Consider the following 19,040-nt stretch of genomic DNA (forward strand, 5'->3'; position numbering starts at 1 on the left):
CTTTTAATTGTCAATCTTTTTTTAAATCTTTTTTTAAAAGTTTTTTTTGCTTTCGCCTTTTCCTGCGACAGCTTTCTTATAATAGCAAATCTTATTTTTACAGTCAACTCATTTTTTAACTTTTTTTGTAGAAATATTTTATCTTGAATAAACCATTTATACACATGATTAATAATCACGAGTATAAATGGTAGCCATTCTTTCTTATCAGCGTTCCTCTAGCTTTTTATATTCTCTTTCAATCGCAATACTCTCGTAGGCTGGACGAATAATTTTATTCATATTAATAAGCTCTTCCATTCTATGTGCAGACCAGCCAACAATGCGAGCGATAGCGAATAATGGTGTATATAATTCATCTGGCAAATCAAGCATGTGATAAACAAAACCACTATAAAAGTCAACATTTGCGGAGACGCCTTTATAGATATTTCTTTCCTCAGCAATAACAACTGGTGCCAGACGTTCTACTTTTGAATAAAAATCAAACTCTTCGTTTAATCCCTTAGAAATTGCCAGTTTGCCAACAAATTCTTTAAAAAGATCTGCACGTGGGTCACTAATGGTATAGACAGCATGCCCCATACCGTAAATTAAACCTTTTTTATCAAATGCCTCTTTTCGAAGGATTTTTCTCAAATACGCTTTAATCTCTGTTTCAGAATTAAGATCTTTAACATTGGATTTAATATCTCGAATCATTTCAGTAACTTTAATATTTGCGCCACCATGCTTTGGCCCCTTCAATGAACTGAGAGCCGAAGAAATTGCTGAATATGTATCTGTTCCAGAGCTAGTAACAACGTGAGTTGTAAAAGTTGAGTTATTCCCACCACCATGCTCCATGTGTAAAATTAAAGCCGAGTCTAAAACTTTTGCTTCAATATCAGTATATTTTTTATCCGGTCTAAGAAGTCTTAAAATATTTTCAGCTGTTGATAAGCTTTTATCCGGATAATGTATGTACATACTTTCACCCAAATCATAATGCGCATAGGCATGATAAGCATAGATTGCTAATAATGGAAAAACACTAATCAGCATTAAGCTCTGATTTAGAACATTAGGAATAGATATATCGTTTACATTAGGATCATATGTTGCTAGAGTCAATAAAGAACGGCTCATTGAGTTCATTACATCGGCACTAGGTGCTTTCATAATAATATCTCGAACAAAATTAGTTGGTAAGGTTCTTTTTTTGGCTAACAATACTCTAAAGTCAGCTAACTGCTGTGAAGTCGGTAATTCTCCAAATAATAGTAGGTACGCAACTTCCTCAAAGCCAAACCGTTGATCTTCCCTAAATCCTTGGACCAAATTCTTAACATTATAACCTCGGTATTCCAAAATACCTGGAATAGGTTCACGTGTCCCGTCAGCTTTAACTCTTACAGATTGAATCATGGAAATATTAGTTAATCCAGCTAAAACCCCCTTACCATCAATATCACGTAAGCCTTTTTTTACATCATACTTACTATAATCTTCATTACTAATTTTAGTATTCTCTTCTGTTTTATTAGCAAGTTCTAAAATTTCATCAGTAATTTGAAACTCTTTTGTCATCTTAACCTCCTTTATTCAGTTAAACTACAAAACCATTAAGCAACTAACAAAGCTTTTTGTATTGCTTAATTTTAATTTATAATTCATGCATTGTCTAATAGATAAATCATTCTTTTTAATATATTTTTATTTTTTTGCTGAAAAGTACTATAAATTAATTTTCATTTCTTGTCTGTTTCTGATAAAATAAAAAATGAAAGCGCTTACTTGTTGTGGGGGATAAAATTAAGGGGGGATTTTGTATGGCATCAATCAATCACTACTATCGAAATGAAATTTCAAAAAAAAATGCTTTGTTCTCAATGATTAGGCAAACAGTAGAGCCTGCTTTTTACACTAATACTGTAACACACATTAATAATCGAGAGCAAGCTTATCATTTAGCAGAAAACGCCAAAGGAACAATCGTAACAGATTTACCCATTTTAGAGCCAGAAAAGCAAGGCTTACCCTCAGGTGCAAAGATATTAGTCTTTAATGATGGCGAAATTGTTGGTAGAACCTCAGCGGCAAGAAAAATCATTGGTCAACCCGGTGTAGATGAAAATAAAATGGCAAAAATCGTAAGAGAAGCCGTCTATCACCTTTCCCGAAAAGAAACGCTTACTACTGATGTTATCGTCGGTTTAAATCCAAAGTTTACTATTAAATCCCATCTTTTAGTACCTAAGGGATACGAAAACAACTTGCTGAGCTACTTATTAAATTTTCAAGAAATTGATATCCCATCTAAAAAAATATACGAGCAATCCACCTCTATTCCAGTTAGTGATATTTTAGTTATTGCTGATCCTGAATGGCAGCACCCTGAATATCCTTATGGCTTAGTGCTATTTGATCCACTACATAACACAGCAGTTATACTTGGCTTACGATACTTTGGAGAATTGAAGAAAGGTACCTTAACACTTGCTTGGGCTTCAGCACATAGAAATGGCTTCATCGCCTGCCATGGTGGAATGAAACAATATACTAAATTGGATGGTAGTAACTTTACAATGGCTGCTTTTGGACTATCAGGCTCCGGAAAATCAACTATTACTTTAGCTAAGAATGAAAGTAAATATAAAGTGACCGTTCTACACGATGATGCTTTTGTTATTTCTGAAGAAAATGGTATTACCATTGCCTTAGAACCAGCCTATTTTGATAAAACTCAGGACTACCCATTGACCCACCCAAGTGTTGAATATTTTCTAACCTGTCAAAATGTCGGGGTAACGTTAGATAATCAAGGCAAAAAAGTAATTGTTACTGAAGATATTCGTAACGGAAATGGTCGAACAGTTAAAAGTAAACTGGTGACGCCAAATAGAGTCGACTGTATTAATGAAAAAATAGATGCAATTTTTTGGATTATGAAAGACGATAGTTTGCCACCAGTTCTAAAAATTGAGGACCCTAAGCTGGCTGCAATTTTTGGACTAACACTAGCTACAAAGCGTTCTACTGCTGAAAACATTGTAGAAGCCACAGATTTAGACCAAATTGTTATTGAGCCGTTTGCAAATCCATTTCGTGCCTATCCGCTTAGTGAAGATTTCAATAAATTTACCAGTCTATTCGCGAGTAAGCAGACTAGCTGCTATATTTTAAATACTGGTCATTTTAATAACTTAAAAATTAAGCCTGAGCATACGTTAAGCGCTATCGAATCAATTGTGGATGGATCCGCAAAGTTTACAACATTTGGACCGTTAGAAAAAATTTATTATTTACCTTCTGAAAAATTTGAACCTGATTTTACGGATCCAGTTTACTTAAATAAGCTGAAAGCACGAATGCAAGACCGATTAGATTTTATTATCCAAAAAAAAGCAGAGCTTGATGGCTATAACGCTTTACCTGATGGTATTGAAAAAATTCTTCAATTAATTATTAATAATTTAAAATAATATTATTCTTTACGGAAATTGGATTAATGACCTTTAATGACGTAGAAAATTCGGTAATTGTTGGCATTTGCTTGCAATCCAGTGTTAATGACCAGCGTTTAGAAAATTAGAGAAAAAGTACGCACGAGCTAAGCTTATACGCTTTTTTTCTAAAATTCTACAACGCTAAATGGTCATTTTAGCCTTTAGATAATATTCAGAAATTTATCTATTTCCCTATGGCATCGAAGTTGTCGCTTTAGCGACTTACGTAAAAGCCAGTCACAACGTGCTTAGCATATTTCACGTTTATTTACTCGGGCATACACTATCCGAGCAAAAAATTTACTTGTTTGAGAATTTTTAGGCAATTTAACCCGTGACTTACAAACATTACGAAAACGGTAAGGACTTATGTTACAGCTGCTTTACTCCCAAGCAAAACTAACCGAAATTTGATACTGCTCACGAATTAAATATAAATCCTGAACTACAGACTCTGGAATTGGAATGCCCGTCTTTTTTCTACTCTGATTCTCTAAGTATTCTTTTTCACCTGCTACTATTATTTTTTCGCCTTCCTTTTTGCAATCACGAAGCAGCCTTAAAGTATCTCCGACACTTTTTCTAAATTCAGATTGCTCAATAAACAGCTCTGGATTGATTGCAATAAAAAAATGCCCCACAGACTTCTGATCAGTTTGCTGATAGTCACCACAAAATTTGCTACCGCTTTGAACTATTGTTGACATTAGTTCAACAATCAGCCCTAAGCCAAATCCTTTAAAACCAGCTTCTAGCTCCGAAAAGCCCCCCAACGGTGCAAGCGTGTACACCTTATGTTTGATACCAGCCAATGCCTGTGCAGGGTTATTCACAGCATTACCCTTCTCGTCTCTTACCCAACCATTTGGCAACATCTTGCCGACTTTTTGATAGTATTCAATCTTACCGACTGAAATTGTAGAGGTTGCGCCATCAAAGAGAAATGGAAAAGGCTCATCTGAAGGAAAGCTAACAGCAATGGGGTTAGTCCCTAATATTGGCTGTGTACCATTAATTGAAGCTACTAATCTACTGGCATTGGTGCCACTAATACCAATCAAGCCTTCTTTTGCCGCTAAAAACGGGCCATAGCCCGCCGCACCATAATGTGATGAATTTCTGACAAAAATAACGGCAATTCCAGTTTTTTTGGCTTTTTCAATCGCTAGCTTCATCGCCTTATTGGCAATAATTAATCCGAGACCATTGTGTCCATCTATTACTGCTCCAGATAGACTTTCTTTAACAATTGAAATTGATGAATTGACTTGAATTAACCCTTCTGCAATTCTATCAATGTAAAACTGTTTCAATCTGCCAATTCCATGTGAATCTATCCCTCTTAAATCAGCAAACATTAAAACTTCACTTGCAATCTTCGCTTCCTCTGGCTGCAGACCAACAGCCAAAAAACTTCTATAAATAAAATCATAGAGCACATTCGCTGATTCATAATAAATAGTTCTTTTCATTTTATTCTCCTCCATCACCTCAATCATTTTCTCATATTTATCCCAGAAAAATAAGTACTCAAAAAGCTATCACGTGATATCCACAAGTTATCCACAAAAAGTTATCCACATATGTTAATAACTTTTTCTTTTACCTTAATTTTACATTCTTATGCTTATTCATGTCAGAATAATGTTATAATGGTTAAAAAATTAGTGGAGAAAGTGATATGAAAAAAGAAAGTTTAGATTATAAAGTAATTGAATTGGTAACTAGAACTTACCTCAATAATGGAGCAGTTGAGGCGGAAATCGACAAGCAAAAATTTAAAGTTGAATTAAAAAAACGTGGTGAGATTGACTACTTAAAATTATTCATTAATAATAAACAAAAAGCAGAGGTAGAGGTTAACCATACTAAAAGTCGCTTAATTTTTTTAGATGAATACGACTCAAATGCCATTAAATATGTCCAACCTTTTATCATTGGACTAGGCTTAAAAAAGGATAGCATTAAAAATTACAAAGCCTTTTAGCAAATTCTTAGGCTTTGAAAGCAGCAAAAACGCCCACAAATTTGAGGGCGTTTTATTATTTTGACAAGTATGCTATTCAATTCCAACTCTAAATCTCATATCATATTCTCCATTAGTTTCCCGGTTGTATGGTGCCGAAACGAGAACAGCCTTCGTCTTCAAATTAGAATTATAAATTTTAGATATAATATCATAGCGATCATCATAAAAAGCAAACAGATTTTCTGATTTAATAATTGGAAATTTATTTTCACTAAAATGAATGCGATCAAAAGGAATACCAAACTTCCTTAACGCTTCAATTGTAATGCCAGCATATTGAATTGCTCTAGCTGTGATAATCACAATTTCACTTCCCAGTAAATGCTCTTCACGTAGATAGGTTACCATTTTCTGATTTGGAATAGATTTCTTAATAATTTCAACCTGACTTTCAGGCGCCATCGTTCCCCAGTAAATTGTATCAAAATCCTTTTGAGTCATCGTTTGGATAGACATATTTGAATTAGTTTTTAAATTCATGACCTCAATTGCTTTTTGAATTGAAAAGACGACACCATCTAAATCAAATCCAATGACTCTCTTTTGAACTGGATATTTAATTAGCTCAGTATCCTCATTAATAAAAACTTTATCCAAAAAAACATCCTCCACAATTTTATTTAAGCTATCTTTAATTTCATCATTATTAATTGCTGCTGCCTCTAATTCGGCCTTACTCACGAAATCAACCATTTAACATACCTCCTAAAAATTTATTATTATCTATCTCTATTATAATTCAAAAAAAGGTTTATTTCCTTTTAGAATCTTACTAATATGATAATAACTATGCTAAACTTAGTTCAATTTAAACAATCGGAGTGTTAATCATGAATCAAGAAAAAAATAATGAAACAATCAAGCTGACCACCTTTGAAAAAAGCGAGCTTTGGATAGAAGGCATTTTTACATTACTAATAATGATACTATTAAATCTATCAATTATTTTTGTATTAAATATCATTCTTGTCCAAAATGCTGAATTTAATAATCTTATTTTTGCTACCAAGCAGCAATTTGTTACTTTTTTTAATTCGGCTACATTTTATTCATGGCAAAAATTTTATATCGCCATAATGCTAATCATTGATATATGGGTTGTTGTATGGCGTCTTAAAAGACGCTATCGTCAAATGCAGCTAAGTCATATCATAAATGAATTGCATTATATCTCTTTAGGAAATTTCGAGCATCGGATCCCCTTTAAGCTCAAGGGCGATCTAGAGCAAGTCGTTCAAAGTATTAATTCACTCGTTGACTCTACTCTCCAAGCAATTGAAGAAGAAAGGGCCATCGAAAAAAGTAAAGATGAGTTAATTACTAATGTCAGTCATGATATCCGAACACCGCTCACTTCAATTTTAGGCTACCTAGGCTTAATCGAGGAAAACAAGCTGCTGCAAACTGATGACATTCGTAGCTACACTCATGTTGCTTTCTCAAAAGCAAAACAGATGAAAGTGCTCGTTGATGATCTTTTTGAATACACTAAAGTAAGACAGCCCAATAAATCCCTTACCTTTTCTAACATTGATTTGCACGCAATGATTGATCAGCTTTCGGTTGAATTTGAACTTCAAGCACAAAAAAAGGCAGTAATATTCAGTGTTTCGACAGATCCTGAAAAGATATACGTAGAATTAAATCCCGAAAAGTTTGTACGTGTTTTCGAAAATCTTATTACAAATGCTTTGAAATATGGTAAAGACGCAACTATTATTGAAATTAATGCCAAGATTATTGGAAAAGAGGTTATTATTACCGTTCGGAATAACGGACAACAAATTCCACCGCAAAGTCTTGATAAGCTTTTTGATCGTTTTTATCGCGTGGAGGACTCAAGAAATCAAGAAACTGGTGGATCAGGATTAGGGCTAGCAATTGCACAAAATATTATCGCACAGCATCATGGTTATATCTATGCTGAATCTAATCATGACTGGACAAGTTTTATCATTCATTTACCACTAAAACAAAATTTTTTACGTAATAGTAAATAGAGATTAAAATGGAATTATAAGAAATAATAGATAACAAGGTGGAGGATTATAATGAAAGCAGAAATTATTGCAGTTGGAACGGAATTACTAACTGGTCAAGTCGTAAATACTAATGTGACCTATATTTCAGAACAGCTTGCAACTTTAGGTATTGATGTTTATTTCCATACTAGCGTCGGAGATAATCCTGAACGAATGACTCAAAGTATTCAAATCGCCGAATCACGCAGTGACTTAATTATTCTATGTGGTGGACTTGGTCCAACAGACGATGATATTACAAAGCAAATTTTAGCCAAGCATCTAAATAAAAAGCTCATAATTGAGCCCCAGGCAATGCAGAACTTAGATTATTTTTTTCAAAACAGTCAATATATTCGTACGCCAAACAATGATTTACAGGCTCTAATCATTGATGGTGCAAAACCTCTACAAAATAGGACCGGACTAGCTGTTGGCTCATTTTTAACGAATAGTCAAAAGCAGTACGCTATCTTGCCTGGCCCTCCCAGCGAATTAAAACCAATGTTCACTGAGCAATTAATGCCGCTCTTAAATGATGAAAATAGTAACGATACTTTGTTCTCCAGAGTAATCCGATTTTTTGGTATTGGCGAAAGTCAGCTCGTAACGAGGCTTGATCAATATATTAAAAATCAAACTGATCCAACGATTGCGCCGTACGCAAAAACTGGTGAGGTCACGCTTCGATTATCCACTAAGGCCAAAAATTTGCAAGATGCTGAAAGCAAACTCAATAATTTTGAACAAGAAATTGTTACCGCTGGTAATTTGTCAGAATTTATATATGGGTACGGCGAAGACAATTCAATTGAAAAAGTTGCATTCCAGCTCTTAAAAAAATACCAAAAGACAATTACAGCTGCAGAGAGCTTAACCGCGGGCTTGTTTCAAGCAACATTAGCAAAGTTTTCTGGCGCATCTGAGATATTTCCTGGAGGGTTTGTGACATACAGCGCAGACACAAAAGCAAGATTATTAGATATTCCATTAGACGACCTAAAGGCTTATGGCGTAGTTAGTGAATGGACAGCAAAAATAATGGCTGAACAGGCACAAGCAAAGCTAAATACTGATTATGCAATTAGCTTTACAGGGGTTGCAGGTCCTGAGAATTTAGAAAATCAGCCAGTTGGAACAGTATGGCTAGCACTCGCACGTAAAAATCAATCAACCATCACAAAATTAGTGAAAATTTCAAGAGATCGTGATTATATTCGTAAAATGAGCGTTATGCACGGCATGAATCTAATTATTCATGAATTAAATCATAAAAAAGATTGAATTTTCCACTCTATTTCAATATAATTGAAATGAAAGCTCATCATTTAGCGATCATATAATTAATTTATAGTAAAAATTAGTATTTATAAAGGAGTAATCATTTGGCAAAGAAAAAAAGAGATTTATCTAATATTCGACGCAACGAAGGGGCGGCTCGAGAGGCTGCACTAGAAAATGCTCTCAAACAAATTGAAAAAGAATTCGGGACTGGTTCACTAATGAAGTTAGGTGATCAAAGTGATCGTCAAATCGATGTTATTTCAAGCGGATCATTAGCCTTAGATATTGCCTTAGGTGTAGGTGGTTTTCCAAGAGGGAGAATTGTTGAAATCTTCGGCTCTGAATCATCTGGTAAAACAACTATTACGCTTCAAGCCATCGCACAGGTTCAAAAGCAAGGTGGCATCGCTGCCTTTATTGATGCTGAGCATGCTCTAGATCCTGTATACGCTGAAAAATTAGGAGTTAATGTTGACGAGCTCTACCTATCACAGCCTGATAGTGGCGAACAGGGGTTAACCATCGCCCAAACCCTGATTGAATCTGGCGCCATCGACCTAATCGTTATTGATTCAGTTGCCGCTCTTGTGCCACAAACCGAAATTGATGGAACAATTGAAGATCAACAGGTTGGTTTACAGGCGCGTATGATGAGCAAGGGATTAAGACGAATTTCAAGCTCTATTAATAAAACTAAAACAGTTGTCATCTTTATTAACCAGCTTCGCGATAATATTGGTGGTTTTGGTCCAGCTGCACCAGTATCAACAACACCTGGCGGACGTGCATTAAAATTTTATGCAACACAGCGTATTGAGGTCGGAAAAGGAACACAAATTAAGCAAGGTGATGAGCGCTTAGGGAATGAAATGAAAATTACTGTTAAGAAAAATAAAGTGGCACCACCATTTAAAATTGCAACACCTGATATGATCTATGGTGAAGGCGTATCACCATACGGTGAAGTTCTCAAGCTAGGGGAAACAGTTGGTTTTATCAAAAAAAGTGGTGCTTGGTTCTCAGCAAACGAAGAACGTATTGGACAAGGCGCCGAAAAGGCTCGTCAATGGTTGAGGGATAACCCTGAAAAATACGAAGAATTTAGAGCTCAAATTAGAGAACACTTTGATTTACCTTTAGAAATTGAGCTAGGCGAGCAGCAAGAAGAGATAAAATCAGACAAGCCATCACGTAAAAATGCTACCAAAAAGGCAGCCACAGAAGAAATTGAGATTGATGATTCGGATTTAGAAGAGGAAATTGAATTAGATATTAAATAATTTTTTTCCTTATGGTTAAGCAAGTAAATAACATTTAATATCCAAAATTTGCCCAAAACAAAACGTTAATTTAGAGAGCTACATATCATTTAGCTCCGAATAAAGAAGCCAGTAGCTGTGAAATAGCTACTGGCTTCTTTATCGTTATTTTGCATAATCAACTGCACGCGTTTCTCGCACAACTGTAACCTTAATGTGTCCGGGATAATCCAGTTCATTTTCAATTCTATTTTTTATATCATGAACTAAGTGAATTGCTTGTGCATCATCAATTAGCTCTGGTTTAACCATTACTCGAACCTCACGACCCGCTTGAATGGCAAAGCTAGATTCTACGCCATCAAAGCTATTAGATATATTTTCTAAGTTTTTCAAGCGTGTAATGTAATTTTCAAGTGACTCACTTCTAGCACCTGGTCTTGCTGCCGATAATGCATCCGCAGCTGCAACCAAAACAGCAATGACTGAGGTAGCTGCCGTGTCTCCATGGTGGGAGGCAATAGTATTAATCACAACGGTATTTTCATTGTACTTCTGAGCAAGCTCTGCACCAATTTCAACGTGCGAGCCTTCAATTTCATGATCTAGTGCTTTACCAATATCATGTAAGAATCCTGCGCGTTTAGCCAAAGCAATATTTTCACCGAGCTCCCCAGCGAGAGCACCTGAAAGCTTAGCAACCTCAACTGAATGACTTAACACATTTTGACCGTAGGAAGTTCTAAAATGCAAACGCCCCATTATTTTAATTAAATCTGGATGCAGAGTTGCTGCACCAATTTCAAAGGCAGCTGCCTCACCGTATTCTCGAATTCTTTGGTCCATTTCCTTACGAGATTTTTCCACCATCTCCTCAATGCGAGCTGGATGGATACGTCCATCTTGAATTAAGGCCTCTAAGGCCATCCGAGCAATCTCACGACGAATTGGATCAAATCCTGATAATACAACCGCTTCAGGAGTATCATCAATAATAATATCAATACCTGTTAAAGTTTCCAAGGCACGAATATTACGACCCTCACGTCCAATGATTCTGCCCTTCATCTCGTCGTTAGGTAAAGTAACAACCGAAACAGTTTGCTCTGCAACTTCATTTCCTGAAACTCTTTGCATTGCAAGGGACAAAATATTTTTAGCCTTACGTTCAGCTTCTTCCTTTGCTTGTAGCTCTGCCTCTTTAATCATTGTCGCAGTTTCTTGAGTTAAACTATCCTTAGTTTCTCTTAAAATTGCCGTTTTCGCTTCATCATGAGTAAATTGAGCAATTCTTTCTAGCTCAAGCTTTTGTGCTTCAATTAATTGATTTACATTATCTTCACGATCATTAATCAATTTTGATTTTTCAATCAACTGTTCTTCTCGATCATTTAAGGACATCTCGCGTTTATCGCTTTGAATAACTTTATTATCCAAAGATTCTTCACGCTGCAATAAACGATTTTCCTGCTGTTTTAACGAATTTTTTTGTTCCTTAAATTCATTTTCAATTTCAGAACGATATTTTTGGCTTTCTTCCTTTGCTTCTAGTAACGATTCTTTTTTTAATGTTTCAGCTTCTTTTTCGGCTAATTTAGCTTCTGCTTTAATTTCATCTGCTTCTGCCTTAGCTGCTGCTACAATATTTTTAGCATCTTCTTCAGCGATTTTTTTAATATCTTCTTGTTCTTCAGCTTGTTTGTTAGCAAGAACTGTTTTAACTAAAAAACCAATAACTAATCCAATGACTGTGAAAATGACGATTAATAATAACTGCATATTTCACCTTCATCTATTATTTTTCATATAGCATAAATAAAAATTATACTATACTACTTAATTTTATCTTTTAGTTATATTTTAGTCAAACTTTGTTTTAATTTTTTTATAAAAATAAAGAGATTAAAATCCGAGGAAATAATCTCTTTAGTATTTCTTTATTTAAAATTACAGCTCAACTGGGAAAATCCAGCCCTCTGGTGAAGTCTTATCACCAAATTGAATACCGACTAGTTCATCATAAAGCTTTCTTGTAATTGGACCGACCTCTGATTCAGAATAGAAAACATGAAAATTATCTTTATTTTGAATACCACCTATTGGCGAAATTACTGCCGCTGTCCCACACGCACCAGCTTCCACAAATTTTTCTAAATCATTAATATAAACATCCCCTTCAATAGCTTTTAAGCCTAATCTCGACTCCGCAAGCTCTAATAGAGAGTATTTAGTAATACTTGGTAAAATAGAAGGACTTAATGGTGTGACAAACTCATTATCCTTAGTAATACCAAAAAAGTTGGCTGAACCGACCTCCTCAATTTTTGTATGGGTCGCTGGATCCAAATAAATAACATCTGAAAATTTATGACTGTGGGCATAACTACCTGGTAATAATGATGCCGCGTAATTACCACCTACTTTGGCTGCTCCGGTACCATGAGGCGCAGCCCGATCATAGTCATATGAAACAATAAAGTTTGTTGGTGCTAACCCCCCTTTAAAATATGGGCCAACAGGCATTGCAAAAACGGTAAATATATATTCTTCAGCTGGTTGAACACCAATAATATCACCAACACCAATTAATAAAGGTCTTAAATATAGAGTAGCGCCACTTTCATATAGTGGCACAAACTCATGATTCGCCTTGACAACTTCTTTACACGCATTTACAAACTTGTCAGTCGACACCTCTGGCATCATTAAGCGATTAGCTGTTTTTTGAAGTCTTTCTGCATTTTTATCTGGACGAAACAGTTGAATACTGCCGTCTTTTTTTCGATATGCCTTTAGTCCTTCAAATGCCTCTTGACCATAATGCAATGCTGGTGAACTTTCTGAAATATGCAATGTTGAATCTTCAGTCAAACAACCATCATCCCATTTGCCATCTTTATAGTAAGAGATAAAACGAAAAGGTAATTTCATATAATTAAATCCTAAATTGCTCCAATCAATATCTACCAAACTAAAAAACTCCTTTAAATTTATTTTTTTTAATTAATTATCATGTACAATATAGTGTATGACTATTTTAAGTAAGATTCAATCATTTATCAAAAAATTCTGAAAATTTAGGTGATTTTTATGTTTTTATTAACAACAAATACACAATTAACGGCTCAAATGGAAAAACAGGTTAATGTCTTTGAAAGGTTATGGCAAAAAATTGACTGGGATAACATCTTAAGCATCATTGTTTCCAAAAGTCTCTTAATACTAATTACAAGTATTATATTCTTTGTATTTTATCGAGTCGGTAAAGTAATTTTAAATCGAAGCTTTAAAAAATATAGTCAAGTCAACTTTGTCAATGAAACGCGAACAATGACCGTAAAAAAATTAACTGAGAGCATTTTCCAATATGCAGTCCTATTCTTTTACATCTATACGGTTCTTTCAATATTTGGGATTCCTGTTGGCTCATTAATTGCTGGAGCAGGAATAGCTGGGATTGCACTAGGACTTGGTGCGCAAGGCTTTATGAATGATTTAATCACAGGTATGTTCATTTTTATCGAACGCCAATTTGATGTCGGGGATCGGATTAAAATTCAGGGAAATGGATTAACAATTGAAGGTAATGTTATTTCTATCGGCATTCGATCTACTAGAGTTAAAGATTTTGATGGTAGCATCCACTTTATCCCAAATAGAAATATCGTAATGGTGACCAACTTCTCCAGAAGTGAAATTCGCACTAATATTGATTTCCAAATCTCATCAAATACCGATATTGACCTTGCTGAAAAATTAATATTGGATGTAAATCGCAAGCTAAATCAGAAGCTAAATTCAAAAATGACTAGGTCAAGTGAATATTTAGGGACTATCCAATTACCAACTGGGCAAATTGTTCTAAGAACTGCAATATATTCAAGTAATTTAGAATCCACAGCACTTACTGCTGAATTTAATAAGGCCTATTTTGAGGCTTTTCAAAATGAAAAAATTGAATTACCAGACTATTTTTATAATCCACATAAATAAATAAAATACACTACTCACCATGAGAAATTTGGCTGATTAGTGTATTTTACATTTTCTTTCGAATAATTGACAAAAAATTGCTTTTTTTTACATATTATTGACTAATTAATGTACCAAAGCCTTCATCGGCAAACAATTCTAATAAAATTGAATGCTCAACTCTACCATCAATAATTACTGCTTCTTTTAATCCCTTATTCATTGCATTGATACAAGAATCAATTTTAGGGATCATACCGCCTGAGATAATGCCCGAATCAATTAAATTTGGAATTTCTTTAATATTTATTTCAGAAATTAAGCTTTCAGGATTATCAACATCCCTCAATACACCACGCACATCTGTAAGCAGTATAAACTGCTCGGCATTAACAGCAGCAGCAATATCGGCAGCAGCAATATCGGCATTGATATTGTAAAATTGACCAGTATGATCAATTCCTGTAGTTGCAATCACTGGAATATAATTATTCTCTAAGGCTAATAAAATTGGCTCTGGATTAATTGAAGTAATTTCACCGACATATCCAAATTTCTCATCAAGCTGTTCAGCTTGAATCATTGCACCATCTATCCCTGATAGACCAATCGCTTTAACTCCAAGCTCATAAAGATCAGCTACCAAGGATTTATTAACTTTTCCAGAAAGTACTGTTGCTACAATTTCAACCGCTTCCTTATCAGTATACCTTAGCCCATCAATAAACTTTGTTTCTTTCCCTAGCCTATGAAGAGTTCTTGATATATCTGGACCACCACCATGAACAAGCACAATTTTAACACCAACCATTTGAAGCAATGCAATATCTTTCATAACAGAAATTTTAAGTGCCTCATTGCTCATTGCATTTCCACCATATTTGACTACAATCGTCTGGCCTGAATATTTTTGCATATAAGGTAATGCTTCCAATAGTATTTCCGCTCTTTTTTGTCTCCTCAATTTAATTCTCCTTGTATATTACATGTATATTTATACAAATATATCATATAAAATGATAATATTCAATATTTAAATAATAATTATACAAAAAAGCATAACGAATTAATAATATAATTCGTTATGCTAAAATATTACAGCTCTATAATAAATTGAACTGATAAATATTTCAGGTCAATTTTTAATTATCTTGAAATAATAAAAAAGATATATCATCCTGAGGTGCGTGAATTTAGGTTTGTGTCACGGAAAAAATCTCGTTTTCGCAAGCAAACAGCACAATTAGAAATATTTCTAAAGCTGCAGCAGCCTGTGTAGTATGAACAACACTAAAAGGCAGTCGTCCGAAGACGGCTGCTTAATATCCATATCAACCATTTTAATAAAATCAGTCCGATTTGACATTGAGCCAATATTACTCAGCAGCCAATAAATAAGGATAAACAGGCTGATCGCCTTGATAAATTTCAACCTCTATTTCAGCATTTATTGCCTCAATATCACTTGCAAGCTTTTCTGCAATTTTTTGCTTGCCATCTTCACCAATGATAATTGTAACAATTTCTGTTTCATCAGTAATCATTTTCGTCAAGGTTGCTAAAGTAGCAGCTTCGATATCTTTATCCGAAACAACTAATTTACCGTTAATCATACCAATGTTTTCACCTTTTTTCACTTCAACTGCATCAATAGTTGTGTCACGGACTGCGTGCGTTACCTGACCAGAAACAACTGATGCAAAGCTTTCAGTCATTGCCTGAACATTATCATCAATTGATTTAGAATCATTAAATCCAAGTAATGCAGACATGCCCTCACTTGCTGTGCGGGTTGGTACAACTCTAACTTGAATATCACTGACTTCTGCAGCCTGCTCAGCAGCCATTTGAATATTTTTATTATTTGGTAAAATAATTACCTTCTCAGCATGAACCTTTTCGATCGCCTTGACTAAATCTTCTGTTGATGGATTCATTGTCTGACCACCAGAAACAACATAAGTGGCTCCCATGGATTTTAACAATTCTCCCAAACCTTTTCCTGCTGCAACAGCAATAACTGCATAAGGTATTCTAGTAAGACTTCGGCTAGTATCCTGTTTAGTATCATGCTCTAAAATAGTTTCATGCTGTAAACGCATATTATCAACTTTAACCTTGGTCAGAGAACCGTATTTTAGGCCTTGCTTCAAAACCTCACCCGGATCTTCTGTATGAACATGAACCTTAATAATTTCATCATCATTAACAACTAATAACGAGTCACCAATGCTGTTTAAATAATTTCTAAATTGGTCATAATCAAAAGCTTCAACCACAGTTGGTCCTTCACCAATTTTAACCATAATTTCAGTACAATAGCCAAATTTAATATCTTCAGTTGCTAATTGCCCCTGAACAGAACGGTGATGCTCGGCATTAACCATTTCATCCATTGTACCAGGATTAGCCTTAAAATCTACTGCTGCTAAAAATTCTCCAGTAATCGCTGCTAAAAAGCCCTCATAGATAAACAATAAACCTTGACCACCAGAATCAACAACACCAACTTCCTTCAAAACTGGTAACATTTCTGGCGTTTTATCCAAAGCGATTTTCGCACCCTTAACCGTTTTTTCCATAATTACTGCAATATCTTCTGATTCATTTACAGCCTTAGTTGCAGCAATTGCTGCTCCACGTGCAACAGTTAGAATGGTTCCCTCAACAGGCTTCATAACAGCCTGATACGCTGTCTCAACACCCCTTTGGAGCGCCTCAGCAAAATCTACCCCACTCAATTCATCCTTATCAATAATTGCTTTACCAAAACCTCTAAATATTTGAGATAAGATAACACCTGAATTACCACGTGCCCCCATTAAAAGCCCTTTAGATAAATCTTGGGCTAACAAACCTACTTTGGTTTGAGAGGAATCAGCAACAGCCTTTGCACCACTCGTCATAGTCAAATTCATATTTGTTCCAGTATCACCATCAGGGACCGGAAATACATTTAAAGAATCCACGTAATCAGCATTTTCAGACAACCGTGCTGCACCTGCCTGCACCATCTCTTGAAAAAGACTTTTAGTTATTATTGTTTCCACTTCTATCCTCCTACTCCGACAATACTCTAACGCCTTGGACGAAGACATTAACCGAGTTCGCAGAAATACTAAGTTGATTTTCTAAATTGTACTTCACACGTTCCTGAATATTTTTGGAAACCTCTGAAATTTTTGTACCATAGCTCACAACAACATAAACATCAACAGCAATACCATTTGCTTCCTCACGAACAATAACGCCCTTTGAATAATCTTCTCGGCGTAAAATCGCATTTAGGTTATCTCTAATTTGCTTCTTAGAAGCCATACCGACTACGCCAAATATTTCTGTCGCCGCACCACCAACAATTGTTGCAATTGTTTCGTTAGAAATTTCAATGATGCCTGAATTAGTATTAATTTTAACAGTCATTTTTAATCCTCCATAAAATTGGATATAATCATTTATAATTATAACATACACCTTTACGGATTATATTATAAATGCACAAAAAAAGGCTGGCTAACCAACCTATCAGTTAATTTAATAAAAAAGATGATTAAACACGTTCAACTTTTCCAGATTTCAAAGCACGAGCTGATGCCCAAACTTTTTTAGGTTTTCCGTCAATTAAAACAGTAACCTTTTGCAAATTAGGTTTAACAGTACGTTTCGTTTTATTCATAGCGTGAGAACGATTGTTTCCGCTAGAAGTTTTACGACCAGTAAAGTAACATACTTTAGCCATGGGTCCCTCCAAAATTTTATTTCATTATTATTTTCAGTATTACAATCATACTAAATAACTCTATCATAAAATCAAATTGATTTCAAGACGAATTAACGCTTTCGAATAAAACCTACTTAAGTAAGCTACGAAAACTAAAGCGGGTGACGAGAATCGAACTCGCGTAGCTAGCTTGGAAGGCTAGGGTTCTACCATTAAACTACACCCGCAAAGATGATTCCTAGAGGAGTCGAACCTCTAACCGCTTGATTCGTAGTCAAGTACTCTATCCAGTTGAGCTAAGGAACCAAAAAATAAAAAAAGCAATTTGTTTCCAAATTGACGTCATGCACAATATGAATTTGAACACGACAAAGTGCCGAGGACCGGAATCGAACCGGTACGGTGATCACTCACCGCAGGATTTTAAGTCCTGTGCGTCTGCCAGTTCCGCCACCCCGGCTGAAACTAACAACTTTCGTTGTCGACTAAGCGAAAGACGGGGTTCGAACCCGCGACCCCCACCTTGGCAAGGTGATGTTCTACCACTGAACTACTTTCGCATTATATTGATGCCGGCTACATGATTCGAACACGCGACCCTCTGATTACAAATCAGATGCTCTACCAACTGAGCTAAGCCGGCTACAAAAATTATAATGCGGGTGAAGGGACTTGAACCCCCACGCCGTAAGGCGCTAGATCCTAAATCTAGTGCGTCTGCCAATTCCGCCACACCCGCAATATAAAATGAGTCGTACTGGGCTCGAACCAGTGACCCTCTGATTAAAAGTCAGATGCTCTACCAACTGAGCTAACGACTCGTAAATTAAAACGATTGACTACGGCTGGTATTCTTATAGCCAATGGAGGTTGACGGGATCGAACCGCCGACCCTCTGCTTGTAAGGCAGATGCTCTCCCAGCTGAGCTAAACCTCCAATAAACCAAATGATCCGTACGGGAATCGAACCCGTGTTACCGCCGTGAAAGGGCGGTGTCTTAACCGCTTGACCAACGGACCCACAGATAAAAAAAAGACGGAGAGTAAGGGATTCGAACCCTTGATACAGGATTTTACCCATATACATGATTTCCAATCATGCTCCTTCGGCCAACTCGGACAACTCTCCAAATTGACGTAAACTCCGGCAGTAGGACTCGAACCTACGACATCATGATTAACAGTCATGCGCTACTACCAACTGAGCTATGCCGGAATAACGAAAGAGATCAACTGATCTCTTTCTCTCGCATGGCAACTTCCTAG

At 35.6% G+C, this 19,040-nt stretch carries 15 protein-coding genes and 11 tRNA genes; 6 read left to right on the forward strand and 20 right to left on the reverse strand.

Going from position 1 to position 19,040, the window contains the following annotated elements; translation table 11 throughout:
* Positions 1 to 207: 207 nt before the first annotated feature.
* Entirely contained in the window at positions 208 to 1,569 is a 1,362-nt protein-coding gene (locus HOY35_RS12900) for a citrate/2-methylcitrate synthase (protein WP_172214450.1), read from the reverse strand.
* A gap of 242 nt (positions 1,570 to 1,811) precedes the next feature.
* Here HOY35_RS12900 and HOY35_RS12905 point away from each other — a divergent pair, with 242 nt between their 5' ends.
* A complete protein-coding gene (locus HOY35_RS12905) occupies positions 1,812 to 3,464 on the forward strand; it encodes a phosphoenolpyruvate carboxykinase (ATP) (protein WP_172214452.1) in 1,653 nt (550 codons plus the stop codon).
* A 407-nt stretch (positions 3,465 to 3,871) separates the two neighbouring features.
* On the opposite strand, the gene HOY35_RS12910 is transcribed toward HOY35_RS12905, so the two are convergent.
* Complete coding sequence (locus HOY35_RS12910; RefSeq protein ID WP_172214454.1) at positions 3,872 to 4,960, reverse strand: Ldh family oxidoreductase; 1,089 nt, start codon at positions 4,958 to 4,960, stop codon at positions 3,872 to 3,874.
* 209 nt (positions 4,961 to 5,169) lie between these two features.
* Here HOY35_RS12910 and HOY35_RS12915 point away from each other — a divergent pair, with 209 nt between their 5' ends.
* Positions 5,170 to 5,475 carry a hypothetical protein gene (locus HOY35_RS12915; RefSeq protein ID WP_172214456.1) on the forward strand — a complete coding sequence of 102 codons (306 nt, stop codon included), beginning with the start codon at positions 5,170 to 5,172 and terminating at the stop codon, positions 5,473 to 5,475.
* Positions 5,476 to 5,547: 72 nt separating this feature from the next.
* Here HOY35_RS12915 and HOY35_RS12920 read toward each other — a convergent pair whose 3' ends face one another.
* Complete coding sequence (locus HOY35_RS12920) at positions 5,548 to 6,210, reverse strand: hypothetical protein (RefSeq protein WP_172214458.1); 663 nt, start codon at positions 6,208 to 6,210, stop codon at positions 5,548 to 5,550.
* A 137-nt stretch (positions 6,211 to 6,347) separates the two neighbouring features.
* On the opposite strand from HOY35_RS12920, the gene HOY35_RS12925 reads away from it, so the two are divergent.
* From HOY35_RS12925 to recA, 3 genes are all read left to right on the forward strand, one after another.
* On the forward strand, positions 6,348 to 7,517 hold the full coding sequence (locus tag HOY35_RS12925) for a cell wall metabolism sensor histidine kinase WalK (protein ID WP_172214460.1): 1,170 nt from the start codon (positions 6,348 to 6,350) through the stop codon (positions 7,515 to 7,517).
* A 51-nt stretch (positions 7,518 to 7,568) separates the two neighbouring features.
* On the forward strand, positions 7,569 to 8,822 hold the full coding sequence (locus tag HOY35_RS12930) for a competence/damage-inducible protein A (RefSeq protein WP_172214462.1): 1,254 nt from the start codon (positions 7,569 to 7,571) through the stop codon (positions 8,820 to 8,822).
* 101 nt (positions 8,823 to 8,923) lie between these two features.
* A complete protein-coding gene (gene recA, locus HOY35_RS12935) occupies positions 8,924 to 10,102 on the forward strand; it encodes a recombinase RecA (protein WP_172214464.1) in 1,179 nt (392 codons plus the stop codon).
* A 144-nt stretch (positions 10,103 to 10,246) separates the two neighbouring features.
* Here the strand turns inward: recA and rny are convergent, their stop codons facing one another.
* Positions 10,247 to 11,860: a ribonuclease Y gene (gene rny, locus HOY35_RS12940; RefSeq protein WP_172214466.1), complete on the reverse strand. Its 1,614-nt coding sequence runs from the start codon at positions 11,858 to 11,860 to the stop codon at positions 10,247 to 10,249.
* A 168-nt stretch (positions 11,861 to 12,028) separates the two neighbouring features.
* Positions 12,029 to 13,051 (reverse strand): branched-chain amino acid aminotransferase, encoded by a 1,023-nt coding sequence (locus HOY35_RS12945; RefSeq protein ID WP_283770064.1) that lies wholly within the window; start codon positions 13,049 to 13,051, stop codon positions 12,029 to 12,031.
* 120 nt (positions 13,052 to 13,171) lie between these two features.
* On the opposite strand from HOY35_RS12945, the gene HOY35_RS12950 reads away from it, so the two are divergent.
* The gene (locus HOY35_RS12950; protein ID WP_172214468.1) at positions 13,172 to 14,074 is read left to right on the forward strand and encodes a mechanosensitive ion channel family protein; all 903 of its coding nucleotides are present in this window, start codon (positions 13,172 to 13,174) and stop codon (positions 14,072 to 14,074) included.
* 94 nt (positions 14,075 to 14,168) lie between these two features.
* Here HOY35_RS12950 and argB read toward each other — a convergent pair whose 3' ends face one another.
* The 15 genes from argB to HOY35_RS13025 all read right to left on the reverse strand — a co-directional run bounded on the left by argB (position 14,169) and on the right by HOY35_RS13025 (position 18,990).
* A complete protein-coding gene (gene argB / locus HOY35_RS12955) occupies positions 14,169 to 15,017 on the reverse strand; it encodes an acetylglutamate kinase (protein ID WP_249641561.1) in 849 nt (282 codons plus the stop codon).
* Between the two features lie 412 nt (positions 15,018 to 15,429).
* Entirely contained in the window at positions 15,430 to 17,067 is a 1,638-nt protein-coding gene (locus HOY35_RS12960; protein WP_249641562.1) for a DAK2 domain-containing protein, read from the reverse strand.
* A 46-nt stretch (positions 17,068 to 17,113) separates the two neighbouring features.
* The gene (locus tag HOY35_RS12965; protein ID WP_172214472.1) at positions 17,114 to 17,476 is read right to left on the reverse strand and encodes an Asp23/Gls24 family envelope stress response protein; all 363 of its coding nucleotides are present in this window, start codon (positions 17,474 to 17,476) and stop codon (positions 17,114 to 17,116) included.
* A 127-nt stretch (positions 17,477 to 17,603) separates the two neighbouring features.
* Complete coding sequence (gene rpmB, locus HOY35_RS12970) at positions 17,604 to 17,792, reverse strand: 50S ribosomal protein L28 (RefSeq protein WP_172214474.1); 189 nt, start codon at positions 17,790 to 17,792, stop codon at positions 17,604 to 17,606.
* A gap of 138 nt (positions 17,793 to 17,930) precedes the next feature.
* Positions 17,931 to 18,001 (reverse strand) — tRNA-Gly (locus HOY35_RS12975).
* A 5-nt stretch (positions 18,002 to 18,006) separates the two neighbouring features.
* Positions 18,007 to 18,080, reverse strand: a tRNA-Arg gene (locus HOY35_RS12980).
* 68 nt (positions 18,081 to 18,148) lie between these two features.
* Positions 18,149 to 18,234, reverse strand: a tRNA-Leu gene (locus tag HOY35_RS12985).
* Between the two features lie 28 nt (positions 18,235 to 18,262).
* A tRNA-Gly gene (locus HOY35_RS12990) sits at positions 18,263 to 18,334 on the reverse strand.
* A 10-nt stretch (positions 18,335 to 18,344) separates the two neighbouring features.
* A tRNA-Thr gene (locus tag HOY35_RS12995) sits at positions 18,345 to 18,417 on the reverse strand.
* Between the two features lie 14 nt (positions 18,418 to 18,431).
* Positions 18,432 to 18,513 (reverse strand) — tRNA-Leu (locus HOY35_RS13000).
* A 9-nt stretch (positions 18,514 to 18,522) separates the two neighbouring features.
* Positions 18,523 to 18,595: transfer RNA gene (locus HOY35_RS13005), tRNA-Lys, on the reverse strand.
* Positions 18,596 to 18,638: 43 nt separating this feature from the next.
* Positions 18,639 to 18,711, reverse strand: a tRNA-Val gene (locus HOY35_RS13010).
* Between the two features lie 11 nt (positions 18,712 to 18,722).
* Positions 18,723 to 18,794: transfer RNA gene (locus HOY35_RS13015), tRNA-Glu, on the reverse strand.
* A 17-nt stretch (positions 18,795 to 18,811) separates the two neighbouring features.
* Positions 18,812 to 18,903: transfer RNA gene (locus HOY35_RS13020), tRNA-Ser, on the reverse strand.
* Positions 18,904 to 18,916: 13 nt separating this feature from the next.
* Positions 18,917 to 18,990, reverse strand: a tRNA-Asn gene (locus tag HOY35_RS13025).
* Between the last annotated feature and the right edge of the window lie 50 nt (positions 18,991 to 19,040).

The sequence above is a fragment of the Enterococcus sp. MMGLQ5-1 genome (assembly GCF_013155265.1).
Lineage (GTDB): Bacteria > Bacillota > Bacilli > Lactobacillales > Streptococcaceae > MMGLQ5-1.